This window comes from Lactobacillus crispatus, from assembly GCF_018987235.1.
GTDB lineage: Bacteria > Bacillota > Bacilli > Lactobacillales > Lactobacillaceae > Lactobacillus > Lactobacillus crispatus.
In genome coordinates, this window is sequence record NZ_CP072197.1 from 1,753,966 (window position 1) to 1,771,153 (window position 17,188).

16 protein-coding genes and 1 pseudogene are annotated in these 17,188 nt (G+C 38.0%); 11 read left to right on the top strand and 6 right to left on the bottom strand.

The features are described 5' to 3' along the window. Positions 1 to 48: 48 nt before the first annotated feature. From J6L97_RS08505 to J6L97_RS08515, 3 genes are all read right to left on the bottom strand, one after another. Positions 49 to 969, bottom strand: coding sequence for an aldo/keto reductase (locus J6L97_RS08505; protein ID WP_054832841.1), 921 nt, complete (start codon positions 967 to 969; stop codon positions 49 to 51). An 87-nt stretch (positions 970 to 1,056) separates the two neighbouring features. Then, positions 1,057 to 2,679, bottom strand: coding sequence for an ABC-F family ATP-binding cassette domain-containing protein (locus J6L97_RS08510; RefSeq protein WP_057726750.1), 1,623 nt, complete (start codon positions 2,677 to 2,679; stop codon positions 1,057 to 1,059). A gap of 93 nt (positions 2,680 to 2,772) precedes the next feature. Then, entirely contained in the window at positions 2,773 to 3,855 is a 1,083-nt protein-coding gene (locus J6L97_RS08515; RefSeq protein WP_054832842.1) for a M42 family metallopeptidase, read from the bottom strand. A 101-nt stretch (positions 3,856 to 3,956) separates the two neighbouring features. Here J6L97_RS08515 and J6L97_RS11125 point away from each other — a divergent pair, with 101 nt between their 5' ends. The 6 genes and pseudogenes from J6L97_RS11125 (at position 3,957) to J6L97_RS08540 (ending at position 9,123) form a co-directional block, all read left to right on the top strand. After that, the gene (locus J6L97_RS11125) at positions 3,957 to 4,541 is read left to right on the top strand and encodes a hypothetical protein (protein ID WP_057726749.1); all 585 of its coding nucleotides are present in this window, start codon (positions 3,957 to 3,959) and stop codon (positions 4,539 to 4,541) included. A gap of 164 nt (positions 4,542 to 4,705) precedes the next feature. Next, a complete protein-coding gene (locus J6L97_RS08525; RefSeq protein WP_223876364.1) occupies positions 4,706 to 5,842 on the top strand; it encodes a hypothetical protein in 1,137 nt (378 codons plus the stop codon). Further along, positions 5,835 to 5,963, top strand: a complete 129-nt coding sequence (locus J6L97_RS11240; protein ID WP_256381428.1) for a hypothetical protein — start codon at positions 5,835 to 5,837, stop codon at positions 5,961 to 5,963. The genes J6L97_RS08525 and J6L97_RS11240 overlap by 8 nt, the downstream gene beginning before the upstream one ends. 79 nt (positions 5,964 to 6,042) lie before the next feature. After that, a complete protein-coding gene (locus J6L97_RS08530) occupies positions 6,043 to 6,900 on the top strand; it encodes an IS982 family transposase (protein WP_118992340.1) in 858 nt (285 codons plus the stop codon). A 9-nt stretch (positions 6,901 to 6,909) separates the two neighbouring features. Next, positions 6,910 to 8,028 (top strand): annotated as a pseudogene (locus tag J6L97_RS08535) (MFS transporter); the annotation flags it as partial. A gap of 60 nt (positions 8,029 to 8,088) precedes the next feature. After that, a complete protein-coding gene (locus J6L97_RS08540) occupies positions 8,089 to 9,123 on the top strand; it encodes an IS30 family transposase (protein ID WP_123811765.1) in 1,035 nt (344 codons plus the stop codon). A 96-nt stretch (positions 9,124 to 9,219) separates the two neighbouring features. Here J6L97_RS08540 and J6L97_RS08545 read toward each other — a convergent pair whose 3' ends face one another. Then, a complete protein-coding gene (locus J6L97_RS08545) occupies positions 9,220 to 10,689 on the bottom strand; it encodes an MFS transporter (RefSeq protein ID WP_057727054.1) in 1,470 nt (489 codons plus the stop codon). Positions 10,690 to 10,973: 284 nt separating this feature from the next. Here J6L97_RS08545 and pyrR point away from each other — a divergent pair, with 284 nt between their 5' ends. The 5 genes from pyrR (at position 10,974) to J6L97_RS11130 (ending at position 15,943) form a co-directional block, all read left to right on the top strand. Beyond that, positions 10,974 to 11,501 carry a bifunctional pyr operon transcriptional regulator/uracil phosphoribosyltransferase PyrR gene (pyrR, locus tag J6L97_RS08550; RefSeq protein ID WP_005720844.1) on the top strand — a complete coding sequence of 176 codons (528 nt, stop codon included), beginning with the start codon at positions 10,974 to 10,976 and terminating at the stop codon, positions 11,499 to 11,501. A gap of 11 nt (positions 11,502 to 11,512) precedes the next feature. Beyond that, positions 11,513 to 12,844 (top strand): solute carrier family 23 protein, encoded by a 1,332-nt coding sequence (locus J6L97_RS08555; protein WP_005720845.1) that lies wholly within the window; start codon positions 11,513 to 11,515, stop codon positions 12,842 to 12,844. 186 nt (positions 12,845 to 13,030) lie between these two features. Beyond that, positions 13,031 to 13,381 carry an AlbA family DNA-binding domain-containing protein gene (locus J6L97_RS08560; RefSeq protein ID WP_150398779.1) on the top strand — a complete coding sequence of 117 codons (351 nt, stop codon included), beginning with the start codon at positions 13,031 to 13,033 and terminating at the stop codon, positions 13,379 to 13,381. Positions 13,382 to 13,456: 75 nt separating this feature from the next. Further along, positions 13,457 to 14,635 carry an IS256 family transposase gene (locus tag J6L97_RS08565; protein ID WP_005728142.1) on the top strand — a complete coding sequence of 393 codons (1,179 nt, stop codon included), beginning with the start codon at positions 13,457 to 13,459 and terminating at the stop codon, positions 14,633 to 14,635. 51 nt (positions 14,636 to 14,686) lie between these two features. After that, positions 14,687 to 15,943 (top strand): ATP-binding protein, encoded by a 1,257-nt coding sequence (locus J6L97_RS11130; protein WP_225907782.1) that lies wholly within the window; start codon positions 14,687 to 14,689, stop codon positions 15,941 to 15,943. A gap of 52 nt (positions 15,944 to 15,995) precedes the next feature. Here J6L97_RS11130 and J6L97_RS08575 read toward each other — a convergent pair whose 3' ends face one another. Both J6L97_RS08575 and J6L97_RS08580 read right to left on the bottom strand, forming a co-directional pair. Further along, the gene (locus J6L97_RS08575; protein ID WP_005728568.1) at positions 15,996 to 16,268 is read right to left on the bottom strand and encodes a hypothetical protein; all 273 of its coding nucleotides are present in this window, start codon (positions 16,266 to 16,268) and stop codon (positions 15,996 to 15,998) included. Positions 16,269 to 16,349: 81 nt separating this feature from the next. After that, positions 16,350 to 17,186, bottom strand: a complete 837-nt coding sequence (locus J6L97_RS08580) for an aldo/keto reductase (RefSeq protein WP_054832650.1) — start codon at positions 17,184 to 17,186, stop codon at positions 16,350 to 16,352. Between the last annotated feature and the right edge of the window lie 2 nt (positions 17,187 to 17,188).

The window sequence follows — 17,188 nt, forward strand, 5'->3', positions numbered from 1 at the left end:
ACTAGCTTTTAAAAGCTAGTTTTTTGTTTTTATTAGAAAATATTCGGTTTAGGGCAAATAATTACCAGCAGCTAAGTATAAATCGTACCACTCTTGTCTAGTCAATCGAATCTTGGCACCTTTAGCAGAATCCCTAATGTGTTGCGGATTCATTGATCCAACTAGCATTTGAATATTTGCAGGATGACGTAAAATCCAAGCTGCAGCGATCGCATTTTTACCTACCTCATACTTATCGGCCAGTTTTTGCAACTCTTGATTCAACTTGGGGAAGTCATCATTATCAATGAAGGTCCCTTCAAACATGCCATACTGGAATGGTGACCAAGCCTGCACAGTAACTTTGTGTAGACGGGCATAATCAAGAAATTGGCTATCACGATCAACTGATGGTTTATCTACCATATTCATATGCATCCCAAAGTCAATCATTCCTGTATGTTTCAGGCTAAATTGTAATTGATTGAACATCAAGCGCTGGCTCAAGCAACTTTGTAACAATTTAAATTGAGCCGTATCAAAATTAGATACGCCGAAAAAGCGCACCTTACCTGCTGCCTGTAGTTGATCAAAAGCCTCAGCTACTTCTTCTGGATCCATCAATGCATCTGGTCGGTGAAGTACTAATGAATCAAGATAATCTAGTTGCATTCTTTCCAAAATTTCATCAACACTATGCAAAATATGTTCTTTAGAAAAATCATAACGTTTTCCTGGAACAATTCCTGTTTTAGATTGAATAAACATCTCTTCACGCTTGATCTGCATTTGGCTAAAAGCTTGACCAAAAATCTCTTCTGATTTTCCACCGCCATAAATATCAGCAGAATCAATGAAGTTGATCCCAGCATCATAGGCGGCTTGAATTGCCACTTGAGCCTCTGGAACTGATTTTTGATTCATTCGCATAATGCCAAGTGCCATCGCTGGAATGCTTAAAGTAGTACATCCCATTTTAATTCGTTTCATAATGTAAGTCCTTTCATTCTTTATTTACCTCACATCATGAACCAAAAATAGCTAAGTTTCAACCACAAGAAATTCAATAATCTTTTATTAATATATCTTAGCTACTGCCGATTGAATTGATTCTTTATCCAAAAATTCATCATAACTCGTATCTTGGCGACTAACAATACCTTTAGGTCCAACTTCGATAATGTGGTTAGCAATAGTCTGAATAAATTCATGATCATGTGAGGTGAATAAAATTGAACCTGGATATGAAACAAGGGCATCATTTAATGCAGTGATTGACTCAAGATCTAAATGATTAGTAGGATCATCCATGATCAATACATTAGCCGGTTCAAGCATCATTCGGGACAATTGACAACGAACCTTTTCCCCACCGGAAAGTACTTTGATCTTCTTTTCAATTTCTTCCCCACTAAAGAGCATTCGACCCAAGAATCCACGTAAGAAAGTGTTATCGTCTTGTTCCTTAGTAGCATATTGACGCAGCCAGTCCAAAATTGTTAAGTCATCATTATTAAAGTTAGCGTTCAAATCGCGTGACATGTAGTTAAAGGCCGTTGTTTGACCCCATGTAACGGTACCAGTATCTGGCTTAAGCTTACCAGCAACGATATCAAGCAGCGCAGTCGTTGCTAAAGCGTTACGTGATAAAAATGCTACCTTATCACCAGGACGCACGATGAAAGACACATTATCCAGAATCTTTTCACCATCAACTGAATAAGAAACATTTTCTACCTTAACTAGGTCATTACCTAAATCACGGTGCATTTCAAACTTTACAAATGGATACTTACGACTAGATGGCTTAATATCATCTAAAGTAATCTTATCAAGTTGTTTCTTACGAGAAGTTGCCTGACGTGATTTAGATGCATTAGCAGAAAAGCGGGCAATAAATTCTTGCAATTGCTTCATCTTTTCTTCTTTTTTAGCATTTTGGTTAGCAGCTAATTCATTAGCTAGTTTGCTTGATTCATACCAAAAGTCATAGTTACCCACATAAAGCTGAATCTTACCACGATCAACGTCACACATTTCAGTACATACTTGATTTAAAAAGTGTCGGTCGTGAGAAACAACAATCACAATGTTAGGGTAATCAGCCAAAAAGTCTTCTAACCATTCAACGGTATGAACATCCAAACCGTTAGTCGGTTCGTCCAATAGCAAAATATCAGGATTACCAAACAAAGCTTGGGCCAATAAGACCTTAACTTTTTCGCTTTCAGGTAAATCCTTCATCATCATTTGATGTTCTTCTTCAGGAATCCCTAATGATTGCAGCAGCTTAGCCGCATCCGCTTCCGCATTCCAACCATCAAGTTCTGCGAACTTGCTCTCTAATTCAGCTGCCTTAACCCCATCTTCATCACCAAAGTCAGGTTTGGCATAAAGAGCATCTTTTTCTTTCATTACTTGATACAGTTCCTTGTGCCCTTGAATTACTGTGTCCATGACAGAGAAGTCTTCGAAAGCAAAGTGGTCCTGGTTCAAGCTGGACATGCGCTCATTGGGATCAATTGAAATTGAACCTGTTGTTGGTTCCAGTTTCCCCTCTAACAATTTAAGAAAAGTTGACTTACCGGCACCATTGGCACCAATTACGCCGTAGCAGTTGCCTGGAGTAAATTTTAAGTTAACGTCTTCATAGAGTGTGCGGCCACCAAATCGTAAACTAACGTCGGATACTGTAATCAATCTCTTTACCTCGCTTAAAATATAAAATTATGTTTAAGTATATCAAAAAAGATGGTCCCTTATAATAGAGAATCCATCTTTTTAAGCAATTTATTAAAACTTTTTGAAGCTATTTAGCTTTTCCTGGGTAATATCACGAATAATTGCAGTAGCTAAATCAACTGAAGCCTTAAAGTCCTTATAACTACTGAAACAATATGGTGAGTGTTCATAGCGCACCGGAATACCGATGACAATTGTTGGCGCACCATTTTCGTAGTAAATTGCAGCACCATCCTGACCGCCACCGGTTCTAACTGAACGAGTATATGGAATATTATTTTTATCAGCTAAATCACATGCATATTGTTGGAACTTAGGATTTGGTAAAAATGTCGTATCCATATCGCGCAACATTGGGCCACGTTTTAGACCAGTTTGAGAAAGCCAGTCAGGCGTAAAAGTATCATCAGCTGGACAGCTTTCGAGTACCAGACAAAGATCTGGCTTAACTTTTCTAGCCGTTACATAGGCGCCACGCAAGCCAACTTCTTCTTGACTAGAAAGTGCAGCCACCACGTCAAAGTTAGTTTCTTCACCCTTCAAATTATCAAGCACATCAACCATCGCACCAGCACCAAAACGATCATCAAAGTCTTTACCGAAGAATAAACCGGACTTTTCATGATATTCACACTTAACATCAACAAAGATAGGGCAACCTGTATCAATCTTGTAGTCCTTGATTGTCTCCTCACGGCTAGAAGAACCAACATCAATTGACATATCTGCCACATCAGGTACATTATTGCGCTCAGCTGCTGTCATGAAGTGAGGCGGCTTAGTTGCTACAACGCCAGGGATATATTCTCCATCACGATTGCGCACTTTAACGCGCAAGGCTGGAATATTATATTTTACCCAACCACCAAGTGGAACAAACTTAATTAAACCATTAGGGCGAACAGCTTGCGTAATGAAGCCTACAGCATCTGAGTGCGCATCAAGTTGAATTACCGGTCGATTTCCCTTATTTTCTTTCTTGGCGGCATAAACATTGAGCATCCCATCTACCTCAATATCTGCCGTTTTTTCCGCATAACTAGTAAACAGCTTAACGAATTCTTCCTCAAAGCCCGAAGTTGAATTGGCATCTGAGAATTCTTTCAACATTTGGATTTCTTGTTCTTTTTGCATAATTTTTCCTTTCTATAAAAAACGCTTAATTTAATTTTACCGAGAAAAACAGTCAAAGTAGACTATAATTAAAAATAATTATTGCAAAGGAAAAATAAAATATGAAAAATAAATTTTCAATGATAATTCTTTTCCCCCTGTTTTTTAGCCTATCAGCCTGTTCCAACCGTTCTAGTCGTCCCGCTACGGTTAACGAAACAGTAAGCAGTTCTGCGACACATAAAGCATCCAAACGGGCAAATGAGTTTAAGCCTAATTTAAAAAAGAAATATCCTGGCTCTAAGTTAACCAGCATCCCCGAACAATTTCGCGGTACCTGGTATCGTAGCGATCCACTGAGCAAATCAGCTCGCAAATTAATTATCAACAAGCATACAATTGGTGACTCAGTAGTTTATCGACAAGTGGATAAGTCCATTAAACTAGATCATAATTCTGAGCAAAAGAATAAAACCTATTCTGGTGGTGATTCCATGATCGCCATCGAACAACATCAAGGGCAGACTTGGATGCGCGTTCGTGAGTTTTTAACAACTGTAGATATTATTTATATTACTGGTCAATTTAAAGGACATCCTTGTTTATATCTTGCATATTCTTCCGGAGATATCCACAACGCACTTTTCAAAAACAAAGCACTAGCAATTAAGTATAAAAACTATGACTTTTCTAAAATTAAATCATGAAAGATATTAACAATCTACTACAACAAAAAAGTAACTTACTCTTAAAAATTAGCTCGTTACCCTTAAACCTATTCCCTTATTTAGTATTCAGCTTAATTATTAAACAAAATACTGCAATCAACGTGCTGCCTTTTGCACTCTTCTATGCCTTTCGGCGCACAACATTGTTTCTATTTAAAGGCGGCAAAAATGAAGATAATGTTATTGGCTGGTTCGGTTTATTGGCAGCATTATTTGGCTATTTCTTAGGGATTTTCGGCATCTTTTTACCAGCCCTTTACTGCATTAGCGCATCCCTTGCCGGAATAGGCGCCGCATGTTTTCCTAGCGTTCAAAAACAAATCGCCATTCAAAGCGACTATCATCCAAGCAAGAATGATCTTTTTGCTTATTTTGGCGCAATTTTAATTTTACTAGGAATAGTTGTCTTTGTTGAACCACATCTGCCAACAATTTCATTTATCGCAATGCTCATTTATACGCTAATTGCTATACTCGGCTTTAAATATTCTCCATTTAGAGCACATTCACGGGAAATTGTATTGCAGTGGCAAAATGTCTGGTTAACTCTTGGTTTGCTACTGGCTATTCTCTTAATTCGAGAAGGTTGGAACTCGGGAAAAGACATCTTCTCTATTTTTGGCATTATCGTTTCAGCAGTAGTTGTTATTAGCTATCTGATCAAATTAGCTTTAAGCCAAAAACATGGTAAATTATCTCGCAAAATGCGGTATCGCCTGACAATCGCAGGCCTCTGCCAAGACTTTACCACTATCTTTTCAGCCGTTTATATTTCTGTTTTATTTGGTGCAAAAAATTACTACTGGTTATTTGTCATTATCTTAATCGCCAGCTTTATCAAACGTCCATTATTAAAAACGCTACGTGAATATTTACCATTTGATGACTTCACCATTCAAAGTTGGGGCATTGTTCTCGGTCTAGTTATTACGCTCTTTAGGCCAACATACTTTGCAGGGATTTTTTTGATTCGAATTTTCTACAGTTTACAAAATACTGACACCTTAGATCTTATCCGTGATCATGTCGATACAAATATTTATATGATCAACTATCGTTTTCGCACTGCTGGAGGCTTCTTAACTCAATTAATTCTGTGGGGTGGCTTGCTTTTATTCAATGGACCGCACATCTTTGAGCAAATCTTTAACTACCATATTAATAAAAGCGTTATGAATTCTAGTCAGCCCTTATTTTTAACTCACTTAATCTTGGTGCTATTCATAGTCAGCTTTACAATTTATACTTTAAAACTTAACAAAGGGAATAAAAATGAATGAAAAACCTATTTGGAAAAAGAATCTACTTGTCTTATCTATTGCGGTCTTTATCGCTGGTATCGCCTTCTCTGAAGTAATGCCGTTTCTGCCATTATATATTGATACGCGTGGTGCTAGTTAAATCGTTTTAGTTAATAAAAAAGTCCAATCTTGTTAGACTCGACTTGTAAATAGTAATAATAGAAAAGAGTCTGATCTGATTGAACTGCCTTAAGCTTAAGCGTTTTAGCCACCATTTACAAGTTAGTTTTAAAGATTTAGTGATAATTTGTCGGCACTGGTATCGTTTGTATGCACCGGCTGAGTTTACTCATCGGCGAAATATTGATCAAATTAAAACTACGGACAGTCTGATTTTGGCTTTACTTATCTGGCAAGCTAAGACAGGAATTGAATCACAAAGAAGATTCTGTGAATGTTTCAATTGTTTATCACACTCACGTTTTAATCGGCGTTCACGTCAGCTATTGCAATTGATTTATCAGATACGGCAAGAAATGAATAAAAAGGTTGACCTGAATGGACATTTCTTGATCATTGACAGCTTTCCGGTACCTGTTTGCCAACCAATTCGCAACTATCGTGCTAAAATTTTTCGCGGTTATGCCAACATTGGTTATAAGGCCACCAAGAAAATTTACTTCTATGGTTTCAAAGTTCATGCCATTGTTAGCGATGACGGTTACATTCTTGATTATGTCGTAACAAAAGCATCAGTTCATGATGCCAAGGAGACAGTTGAACTGATGGAAAATGCACATCCATCTAATTACTATCTTCTTGGCGACGAAGGCTATTTAGGCAAAGAACTGCATCAACAGCTAAAACAAATGGGTTATGAACTTTGGACACCATATCGTAAAAATATGACAGGAGCTAAAAAGCACAATGATCATCAATTGATGGCTATTCGCAGAACAATTGAAAGCGACTTTTCGCTTCTGACCTATTACAATGCCGAGAACAATCGAGCACGTAGTCTGATAGGCTTTCAAAGCCGGTTGGAAATTGCAATTTTAGCTTATAATTTGGCTTATTGTCTAGAACGATTTAACTAGCACCACGCGTATATTGATACACTAGGCAATTTTACCCATAAGCAGTTAAACTTTTGGTCTGGATTTATCTACTCCGGTACTTATTTTGTATCGGCGATAATTTCTCCCTGGTGGGGAAAACTAGCAGACAAAAAAGGCAGAAAGCCGATGACATTACGAGCTTCATTGGGAATGGCTATCGTCCTTGGCTGTATGGGGCTAGTTACCAACGTTTATCAATTATTTATTTTAAGAATGTTACAAGGTGTTTTTGCAGGCTTTGTTTCTAATTCCAATGCTCTAGTTGCGACTGAAACTCCGAAGGAAAAATCTGGACAAGCACTTGGCACTATGGCGTCTAGCTTTACTGCTGGCAACTTACTCGGGCCATTTATTGGTGGAGCCTTAGCGTCTATTTTCTCCTATCGCGTTACCTTCTTTATTACAGGTGGTCTATTATTAATTGCATTTCTTTTGTCATTGTTCTTTGTCCATGAAACAGACTTCAAGCCAGTAACTGAAAAGAAACTTGATAAAGCAAGCGGAGTAATTAAAGAATTACGCTCACCGCAATTAATCTTTGGCTTGCTTTTAACTACTCTAATTATTCAAGCTGCAAATAATTCGATTAACCCGATCGTTTCACTCTATGTTAAACAATTGATGGCTAACCACGGTAATGTCGTCTTTATTTCCGGGGTAATAGCTGCTTTGCCAGGAATTGCTACATTCCTTGCGGCATCGCGCTTCGGTGCACTCGGTGACCGCATTGGAACTCATAAAATTATTATTGCTGGCTTTATTGGAGCCACAATCCTCTTCTTTTTGACTGCTTTTGTACAAAATACTGTTGAACTTGGTATTTTACGCTTTTTAGTCGGCTTTACTGATGCTTGCTTGTTCCCTCAAGTGCAGACTTTGCTTACTAAAAATACGCCAGCAAAAATCACGGGGCGAATTTTTTCTTGGAATCAGTCAGCTATGTATATCGGTAATATTTTTGGACCGCTACTAGGTTCAACTATCTCTGGATTAACTAATTACAGTACCATTTTTATTGTTACTGCTGGAATTGTCGTCTTTAACTTGATTTTGTTTAGATTTAATGTGATCCCGGATTTAAAATTGAAGTGCAACACCAAGTGTTAAACAAAAAGGCCATGAAGACCTAAACTTGAAGTGACGAAAAATCAAGAAAGGAAGATCTTCATGACCAATTCAAATTCTAGCATTTCTAAGCACTATCATCAATTAACCAGCGTACAACGTGGACAAATTCAAGCAATGCTGGATTCCGGCATAACTTCCCGTACTGTTATCGCTCAAGAAGTCGGCTGCCATAAGTCGACAATCAGTCGCGAAATCAAACGCGGAAGCGTCCTGCAAAGAGACAGCAGCTATTTATTGTATGAGCACTATTACGCTGATACTGCACAGCTTTATTATGAGAAGCGTCGCAAAAACTGCTATCAGCGCAATCCATTGAAGCATTATGCTGTCTTTTTGAGAATGCTCTCCAGACGCTTCAAAGCTAAATTTGATGCCACCAGCATCGATGAATTCGTTGGTGAATTCAAAAGGACTATGCCAGGCTACCCTTGTCCCAGCACACCAACTGTCTATCGCTATATTGATCAGGGCTTGCTGGACATAAGCAATATTGATCTGCCTATGAAGCTCAAAAGACGCAGGAACAAGCGTCATCACGGCCAGAGCGGTCATGCTTTGCACAAGAAGAATCTTGGCAATTCCATTGAACAGCGTCCTAAAGAGATTGAAGACAGAAAAACGCCGCTGCACTGGGAAGGAGATCTGGTTAAAGGCGTCAGACGCAAGAATCAGCCTGCTTTAATGACTTTGACCGAAAGAACCACACGCTTTGAAGTAGTTATCAAGATTCCTGACTATCGGGCAAGCACATGCCAAAGGCTGCTTCAAAATGAGATTGACAGACATCCTGCCTGGTTTAAATCGATCACGTTTGACAATGGCTCTGAGTTTGCGGATATGACCAAGATCAAAGGCTGCCAGATCTACTTCGCCCACCCATATTCTCCATGGGAAAGAGGCACCAATGAGAACTGCAATGGACTTCTGCGTCAATTCTTCCCTAAAGGCAAAAGCATGAAAGATAAGTCAGCTGCTTATGTTCAACAGGCAACTGATGCCATTAACCGCAAACATCGTCGAATCCTTCAATATCACACAGCAGAAGAACTCTTCAAGCAATATATTTCCTCATAGCCTAACTGTTGCACTTAATTTGACAATTCAGGGATTTAATGTGATTAAAAATTTGCAGTAAAAAAAGTGTTTGAGTTTCTCTCAAACACTTTTTCTCTATTCCGCAGCTTTCTTTGCTTCATGATGATTATAAATAAAGTTTGCAACATACCCACAAATAATTAGCAACAACGATACAATCATAATTTCTCTGATTCCAGTATGAAAAATAGTTCGCATTGTTGGCATTAACGCCTTAGGCAAACTCTTCGCAGATTCTGCGTCACTCAACTTATTCATCATGGTCATCGTAATATTGTGGTGTCCAGCAATTCCACGTGCTAGGGCTAAATTCATAATCACCCCATAAACGGCAGCCATAATAGTTTGCGCTAAAATTCTAATCAAAAAACTAAGCGATGTAGCAGGTGCCATATCCTTTTCACCAGCGTCAATCTGCACTTTTATTTGAAGAATAACGAAGATTGAGCCTACACCTAAACCAGATAACGCTGCAATCGACATCAAAATCTGATATGGCGTACTAATCGGTACAATAATTAAACCGATTACTGTTATTGCAATCAATGTAAAATCGAAAATTAACAAATGATAATTATTAAAATGTCTGAGTAAATGCGGCGTACTTTGTGAACCAGCAATATCAAAGATTGAGTTAGGAATCAACGTCATCCCACCGATTAAGGCCGTTGTCCCTAAGATTGCCTGCGACCACATTGGCAAATAAGTGTTAACTGCAATATATGCACCCCAGGCAAAGGCAAAAAGAATGAAGTCACCAACTAAAGCTTTATTAGTAAAAACCGATAACGGCACGATAGGACTAGCAGCTTTTTTCTCAACTAAGATGAACCAGACAAGCATTACGATCCCGATAATCACGAAAATAGCCACTAGAAAATTACTAGCTAGTCCTAACATCTGAATTCCAATCAAAAAGCAAGTCAAACCGCCAATTAGGGTAAAAGCACCTAGTCGGTCAAAGACAGTATTGATGTTTGGCTTACGAATGCCACGATAAAAAAGAAAACTCAAGATAATTGATATCAATCTTAATGGAACATTGATATAAAAGACCCAGTGCCAGGACAAAGCATCAACAATCCAGCCACCAACTAGTGGACCAGCAATACAAGCGGCCGAAAAACTAGCTGCAATATAACTCAAGATGACCGTCCTGCGTTTGATATTCGGATAAATATAGCCAACAATCACATAAGGAAGAGAACCCATTCCACCAGCACCAACGCCCATCAGCACTCGAGAAATAAGGAAAAAGTAAATATCAGGAGCAACCCCTTCTAAAACTGAACCTAAAATAAATAAGGCTAGTGACAATTCGAAGGCAAATTTGTTACCCATTCTTTCACCAATTTTACTCCAAATTGGCACTGAGACCGACATTCCCAGTAAAAAACAGGCAACAATCCACCCCATATACTGAATTCCGTGTAGATCGGACACAATTGCTGGAATCGCCGTATTAATAATTGTCGCATCTAGCCCTGACATAATATTAGCCAGCAACAAAGACAAAGTAACCATTGATATTTGCTTCTTAGTCATTTAATCCCACCTTTTTAACTCTAAAAACTACTATTACTCATAGTATGCAAGATTTAACTAGCAAAATAAAGCACAATATTTTTCCACTAAATCTTGACAATCTGTGTTTTTCCGAGTTAAATATAAAGAAAATAATAGTGATGACCTTTAAAGTTAGTCCCGTGAGGCTAAGAAGGAAATCTGCACAAGCTAATACTTTTTGTCGTTAGCTAATACAGAAGGACCATCTTGAGCCATGCGCTCTTGGTGGTCTTTTTCTTTTGGTCATCCAGAAAGGAAAAACTATGGCAAAAGAAATAATCGATGCTTTAAGCATGAAACGCGCCTTGATGCGAATGACCTACGAAATTGTCGAACGCAATAAAGGTACTAAAGATCTTGTATTAGTCGGAATTAAAACTCGCGGCTGGTACTTGGCCGAGCGAATCGCCAAAAATTTGAAAAACTTGGAAGATGTTGAAGTCCCTGTAGGGGCAATTGACATTTCTCAATACCGCGATGATTTACCAGAGGCTGAGAAGGAAAAGATGATCCACAGCCAACAACTTGACTTCGATATCACCGATAAAAACGTTATCTTAGTTGACGACGTTCTTTTCACAGGTCGGACAATTAGAGCTGCACTTGATGCATTAATGGATCAAGGCCGTCCAGCTAAGATTAATTTAGCTGTCCTAGTTGACCGCGGTCATCGTGAATTGCCAGTTCGTCCTGACTTTATTGGAAAGAATATCCCAACGGCAATGAACGAGAAGGTCAAAGTTGCAATGACTGAAGTCGATGATAAAGATAGTATCGAAATCGTTAAATAGGAGTTTTTTGAATGAATAAAAAAGAAAAGTACAGAAATCCGGAGGCCGTTTTAGACGTCTATGAAAAGCCGGAATTCGGCCAAGGCGTACTGCTATCCTTACAGCATATGTTTGCTATGTTTGGTTCTACCGTTTTAGTGCCAATTTTAATTGGAATTAACCCAAGCATCGCTCTACTTTCATCAGGAATCGGTACCTTGGTCCACATGCTCTTGACCCACTTCAAGATTCCAGCATACCTCGGATCAAGTTTTGCCTTCGTTGCTACAATGCAAGCCTTAATGAAGGCTGATGGCTACCCGGCAGTTGCCCAGGGTGCGATCGCTTCTGGTTTAGTTTACGTAGTTGTTGCGATCATCATTAGCAAAATTGGTTCAGGCTGGGTTAACAAAGTTTTACCACCAATCGTAGTTGGACCAATCATCATCGTTATTGGTTTGTCACTAGCAACTACTGCCGCTAATGACGCTATGATGAATAATTCTAAGTATGATTTGACTTACTTCGGTGTAGCTATCTTCACTTTGGTCATGACTTTAGTTTTCCAAATGTGCTTCAAAGGCTTCACCAGTTTGGTTTCAATTATGCTAGGAATTATCTGTGGCTATATCTTATCCTGCTGCCTCGGAATTGTTGATTTCTCTGGCGTGGAAAAAGCAGCTTGGTTCACATTGCCAGCACTTGATGTGCCTGGAATCAGTTACCACTTCAAATGGTATCCTGCCGCTATTTTAGCCATGGCACCAATTGCCTTCGTTACGATGACAGAGCACATGGGCCATATTATGGTATTGAATTCATTAACTAAACGTGACTTTTTCAAGAATCCTGGCTTACACAGAACGATGATGGGTGATGGTCTTTCAACGATTATCGCTGGTTTCATTGGTGGTCCTCCTACCACTTCATACGGTGAAAATATCGGTGTGTTAGCTATGACTAAGGTTTACTCAGTTTGGGTATTAGCCGGTGCTGCTGTTTCAGCAATTATCTTCAGCTTTGTCGGTAAACTTGCCGCATTGATCGAATCAATTCCAATGCCAGTTATCGGTGGGATTTCCTTCTTACTTTTCGGAACAATTGCATCTAATGGTTTAAAGATCTTAGTTGATGATCAAATTGATTTTGGTGAAAAGCGCAATATGTTGATTGCTTCTGTCATCTTGGTTATCGGGATTGGTGGAGCTTACTTACAACTGGGCAATTTCCAACTTACCTCAGTTGCCCTTTCCACCATCATCGGAATGCTTTTAAACTGGATTTTGCCTAAGAAAGCAGCTAGTGAAAAAGCTCAAGAAGAAAAGATTAAGCAAGAAAAACAAGAAGGTAAAATTTACCAATAGATAGAATAAGCCATTCAAAAACCCGTTAGTTATCGCAATGATAGCTAGCGGGTTTATTTTTTACTCTCACTTTGCGCGCGCAATGTTGTAAGTTGCGCGAAAGTTGGCGAAAGTTCGTGTAAGTTACGAGAGCAATAGTATATAATTTATTTACACAAATAAGTTTAAGTCATGAGGTGACATTAAATGGACTTTTTAAACTTCAAAGCAATTACACAAACTGGTAATTTTAAAACACCATCTGAAAATGAAAACATCGAATACAAAGAAGCTAGTTGGAAATTACCTAAATCATTTTGGGAAACTGTTAGCTCTTTTGCTAATACTTTAGGTGGAATAATAGTATTAGGCATAGCAGAAGATAAGAGTAAACATGAATTTAGTATAACTGGTGTAGACAATGTTGAAGACATTGAAACACAAATTTTCAATGAAAATAACAATATTTCATGCCTTAATCGACCTGTAATCCAAAATAATGGAGACTGTAAAATAGTTTGTGTAAGGATGAATGATTCCTTAAATTTATTTCTTTAAACATTAGAAAAAGGAGTTCCTTTCTCGTATGATTGGTTTGAACAAAAAAACACATACAGAAAGAAGAACTCCTTCATGAATGATTTTACCAAAGATTTTGCTCAAGCTCTATTCAATCCAGACAAAATAAATGATTTATTGCGCAAAGAGCTACAACAGGCTGTTAATAACTTGCTAGAAGCTGAGTTGACTGCCTTTCTAGGCTATGATCCCTATGCCAGAAATGGCTGGAATACTGGCAATTCTAGAAATGGTGCTTATTTCCGCAAGGTTGATACCCAGTTTGGACCAATTGAAGTGCAAGTGCCTCGAGACCGCAACGGTCAGTTTCATCAGCACACGCTGCCTGACTACAAGCAGCACTCTGATGTTTTGGAAAGCACGATTATCAAGCTATACTCCAAAGGCGTAACTACCAGAGAAATCGCTGACTTGATTGAGAAAATGTATGGCAGTCATTATAGTCCAGCTCAAGTATCAAATATTTCCAAGCAGATGCTCCCCAAGATTGAGGCTTATCACAAGCGCAAGCTAAGCGACAAGTTTTTCTGTGTCTATTTGGATGCGACATACCTTCCTTTGCGCCGAGAAACGTTTGAGCGTGAAGCAGTATATATTGCCATTGGCATTAAACCTAATGGACATAAGGAAGTCATTGACTACTGCATTGCTCCTAGTGAGAACATTGAAGTTTGGACAGAGATGCTTCAAAACATGAAGTCCAGAGGCTTGAAGCAAGTTGAGCTTTTTCTTTCTGATGGTGTTGTTGGCATGAAAACAGCCTTGGCCAGGACTTATCCTAAAGCTCATTTTCAACGCTGCCTGGTTCATGTCATGCGCAATATCTGCGCTAAAGTACGCGTCGACGATCGTGAAAAGATCATGAACGAATTCAAGCAGATACATCAACAGACAAGCAAAAAAGAAGCTGCAGCTGTCTTGCACAAATTCTATGCCAAATGGAATAAAGCTTATAGCCATGTCATCAAAGGTTTGAAGGAAATTGAGCCCGATCTGCTAGTCTTCTACAATTATCCCAAACAAATCAGAGCTTCAATTTATTCAACCAATATGATTGAATCCTTTAACAACGTCATCAAGCGTAAAGCTAAGCCTAAGGCAGAATTTCCAACTGAACAGTCGCTTGATGCATTTATTGGCATCCAGGCAATGAGCTACAATGACCGTTATTTCAATCGAATTCATAAAGGCTTTGGTCAGGTTCAGGACACCTTAGAATCCTACTTTGATTAAATAAATAATTAAAAAATCAATTTACGAGAAAGATCTATTTACACAAAAGATTTGACAGTTTCAAATAATGATGTTCAGATCTCTGTTTTTCAAAATAAAACTATTATTCAAGTAATAATTCATCCAGAATCCTTTAATACCCGTCCAATAACTGCTTTCGGTAAAGCATATATCAGAACCGGTGACGGAGATCGAGTAGCTACTAAAGAGCAACTTAAATATTTTACAGTTGAAAGTCAAAGCGAGATTAATACTCACTTACTCCCTTCGACCTATACAATAGAAGATCTAGATGCAGAAAGTATCAAAGAATATCGCAAAATAATTGAAGAAAAAGGTATTATTAATACTAATTCTCAACTTAGTGATCAAGATTTTTTATATTCAATCGGTGTTTTCAGAAAAGACCGATTAAGTAATTCAAATGAATATCATCTTACAGATGGTGGTCTCCTTTTCTTCGGAAAATATATTTCGATAACAGATCGTTTTCCACGCTTTCAATTGGATTACCAGCAATATAATAGTGATAATTCCACTAACTGGAATGATAGAGTTTCTGCAGGTGACATGAATTATCCCACTTTAAATATCTTTTCTTTTTATAATTTAGTTTTAGCTAAAATAGAAACAAATATACCTGATCCATTTATTCAAGGTAATGACCTTAGTAGAACGTCCTACCATAACGATTTAATCATTGCAGCTAAAGAAGCTCTAGTTAATTGTTTAATGCACTCATATTATGATGGTATGGTAGGTGTCAAAATTGTGGACAGACCTAGTTACTTCGAATTTACAAATCCTGGTACTATGCGTGTAAGTAAAGAATCATTTTTACGTGGACAATATTCTTCTATTAGAAACACTGAAATCGCTAGTTTATTTAGACGAATTGGTGTCTCTGAAACCGCAGCTAGTGGCGGCCCTAGAATTCTTAATACTGTATTGCAAAATAATTTAAATGATCCTGAAATTAACATTGATTATGAAATCAATACTACTCGCATTCGTATTTTTAAGACTTTTGCAATTGATAATCAAGAAAAACTAACTGAACCAGAGAAATTTATTATGTCGTTTGCTAGAAGAAAATCTAATTTTTCAATAAATGATATTGTTAAGGATCCTCAGAATCACTTTGGTAAACAAACCACTATTAGAAAATATGTAAATTCATTAGTGGAGAAGCATTTACTATTCAATGAGAAAATTGGCAAAAAATATATCTACAATTTACAGAAAAACAATGATTATCTAAATCGCGTTAAGCACCTTAAACATCTTGAAGATAATTTACTCAAATAGATCATTCAAAAAGCTCAACCTACAAAATTCATGCAGATTGAGCTTTTTCATCTTATTTATCTTCAAATATTCTAGGCTTATCGTCATCAAGTGAAACATGCGGAATTTCGGTGTTATTTGTCTCAACTTGATCCTTCTCAGACAATTCTGCCTTCATTAACTCACTTTTGGCTTTACTAGAAGTATTGCCTAAAAGTAAAGTTTTCTCCTGCGGCGTATTCACCATTGCCTGTTTTTCTTTGAATTTTTTATAAACAATCGCCGCTACTGCACCAATAGCTCCAGCAACACCGATAATTGTGCCGATTAATCTCATCTTTTTCATAGGGATCACCTCGTATTTTGAAATCACTTTCTTGTTCTTAATTATATCTAATTACGAGGCTGAACACATTTTTAATGCCTACTACCGAAAACTTTCCGCAATTTCCGGATCCATCTCATCTTCTAAAACACTGTAGCCTTGATCCAAAGTCTTGATCAATGCCATATCCTCATCATCTAGTTCAAAGTCAAACACATCAAAGTTTTCCATTAATCTGTTTTTATGAATTGACTTAGGAATCACCACATAATTTCTTTGTAAAAACCATCTCAACATTACCTGAGCAGTAGTCTTATGATGCTTTTCTGCAATCTTTTGCAAGACAGGATTAGTGAAAATGTGGTTGGCTCCTTCCGCAAATGGTGCCCAGGCTTCAGGTTGCACGCCCTCTTTTTCCATATATTGCTGTGATTTCCATTCTTGATTCCAGACATTAGTCTCAATCTGGTTCACAGCCGGCTTTACATCATTAAAAGTAATCAAATCAGCTAAGCGTTCATTCCAAAAACTACTTACACCAATTGCCCGAATGCGTCCCTCTTTATATAAACGTTCTAATGCTCGCCAAGTGCCATAGTAATCGTTATATGGCTTATGAATCAGATACAAGTCGATATAATCTAACTGCAACTTTTTCATTGAATCATCAAAAGCTTGCAAGGTATGATCATAGCCATACTTATCGACCCAGATCTTGGAAGTGACGAAAATATCCTCTCGTGGGATGCTGCTATGCACAAGTGCATCTCCAACCGCCTGTTCATTTCCATAAATTTGGGCAGTATCCACAAGTCGATAGCCGACTTCTAAGCCGTTTTCCACAACTTGCTGCGTTTGAGCCAAGTCATCAATTTGATAAACACCAAAACCCAAGCGAGGCATTTTGACACCATTATTTAAAATTACATAGTCTTTCATAT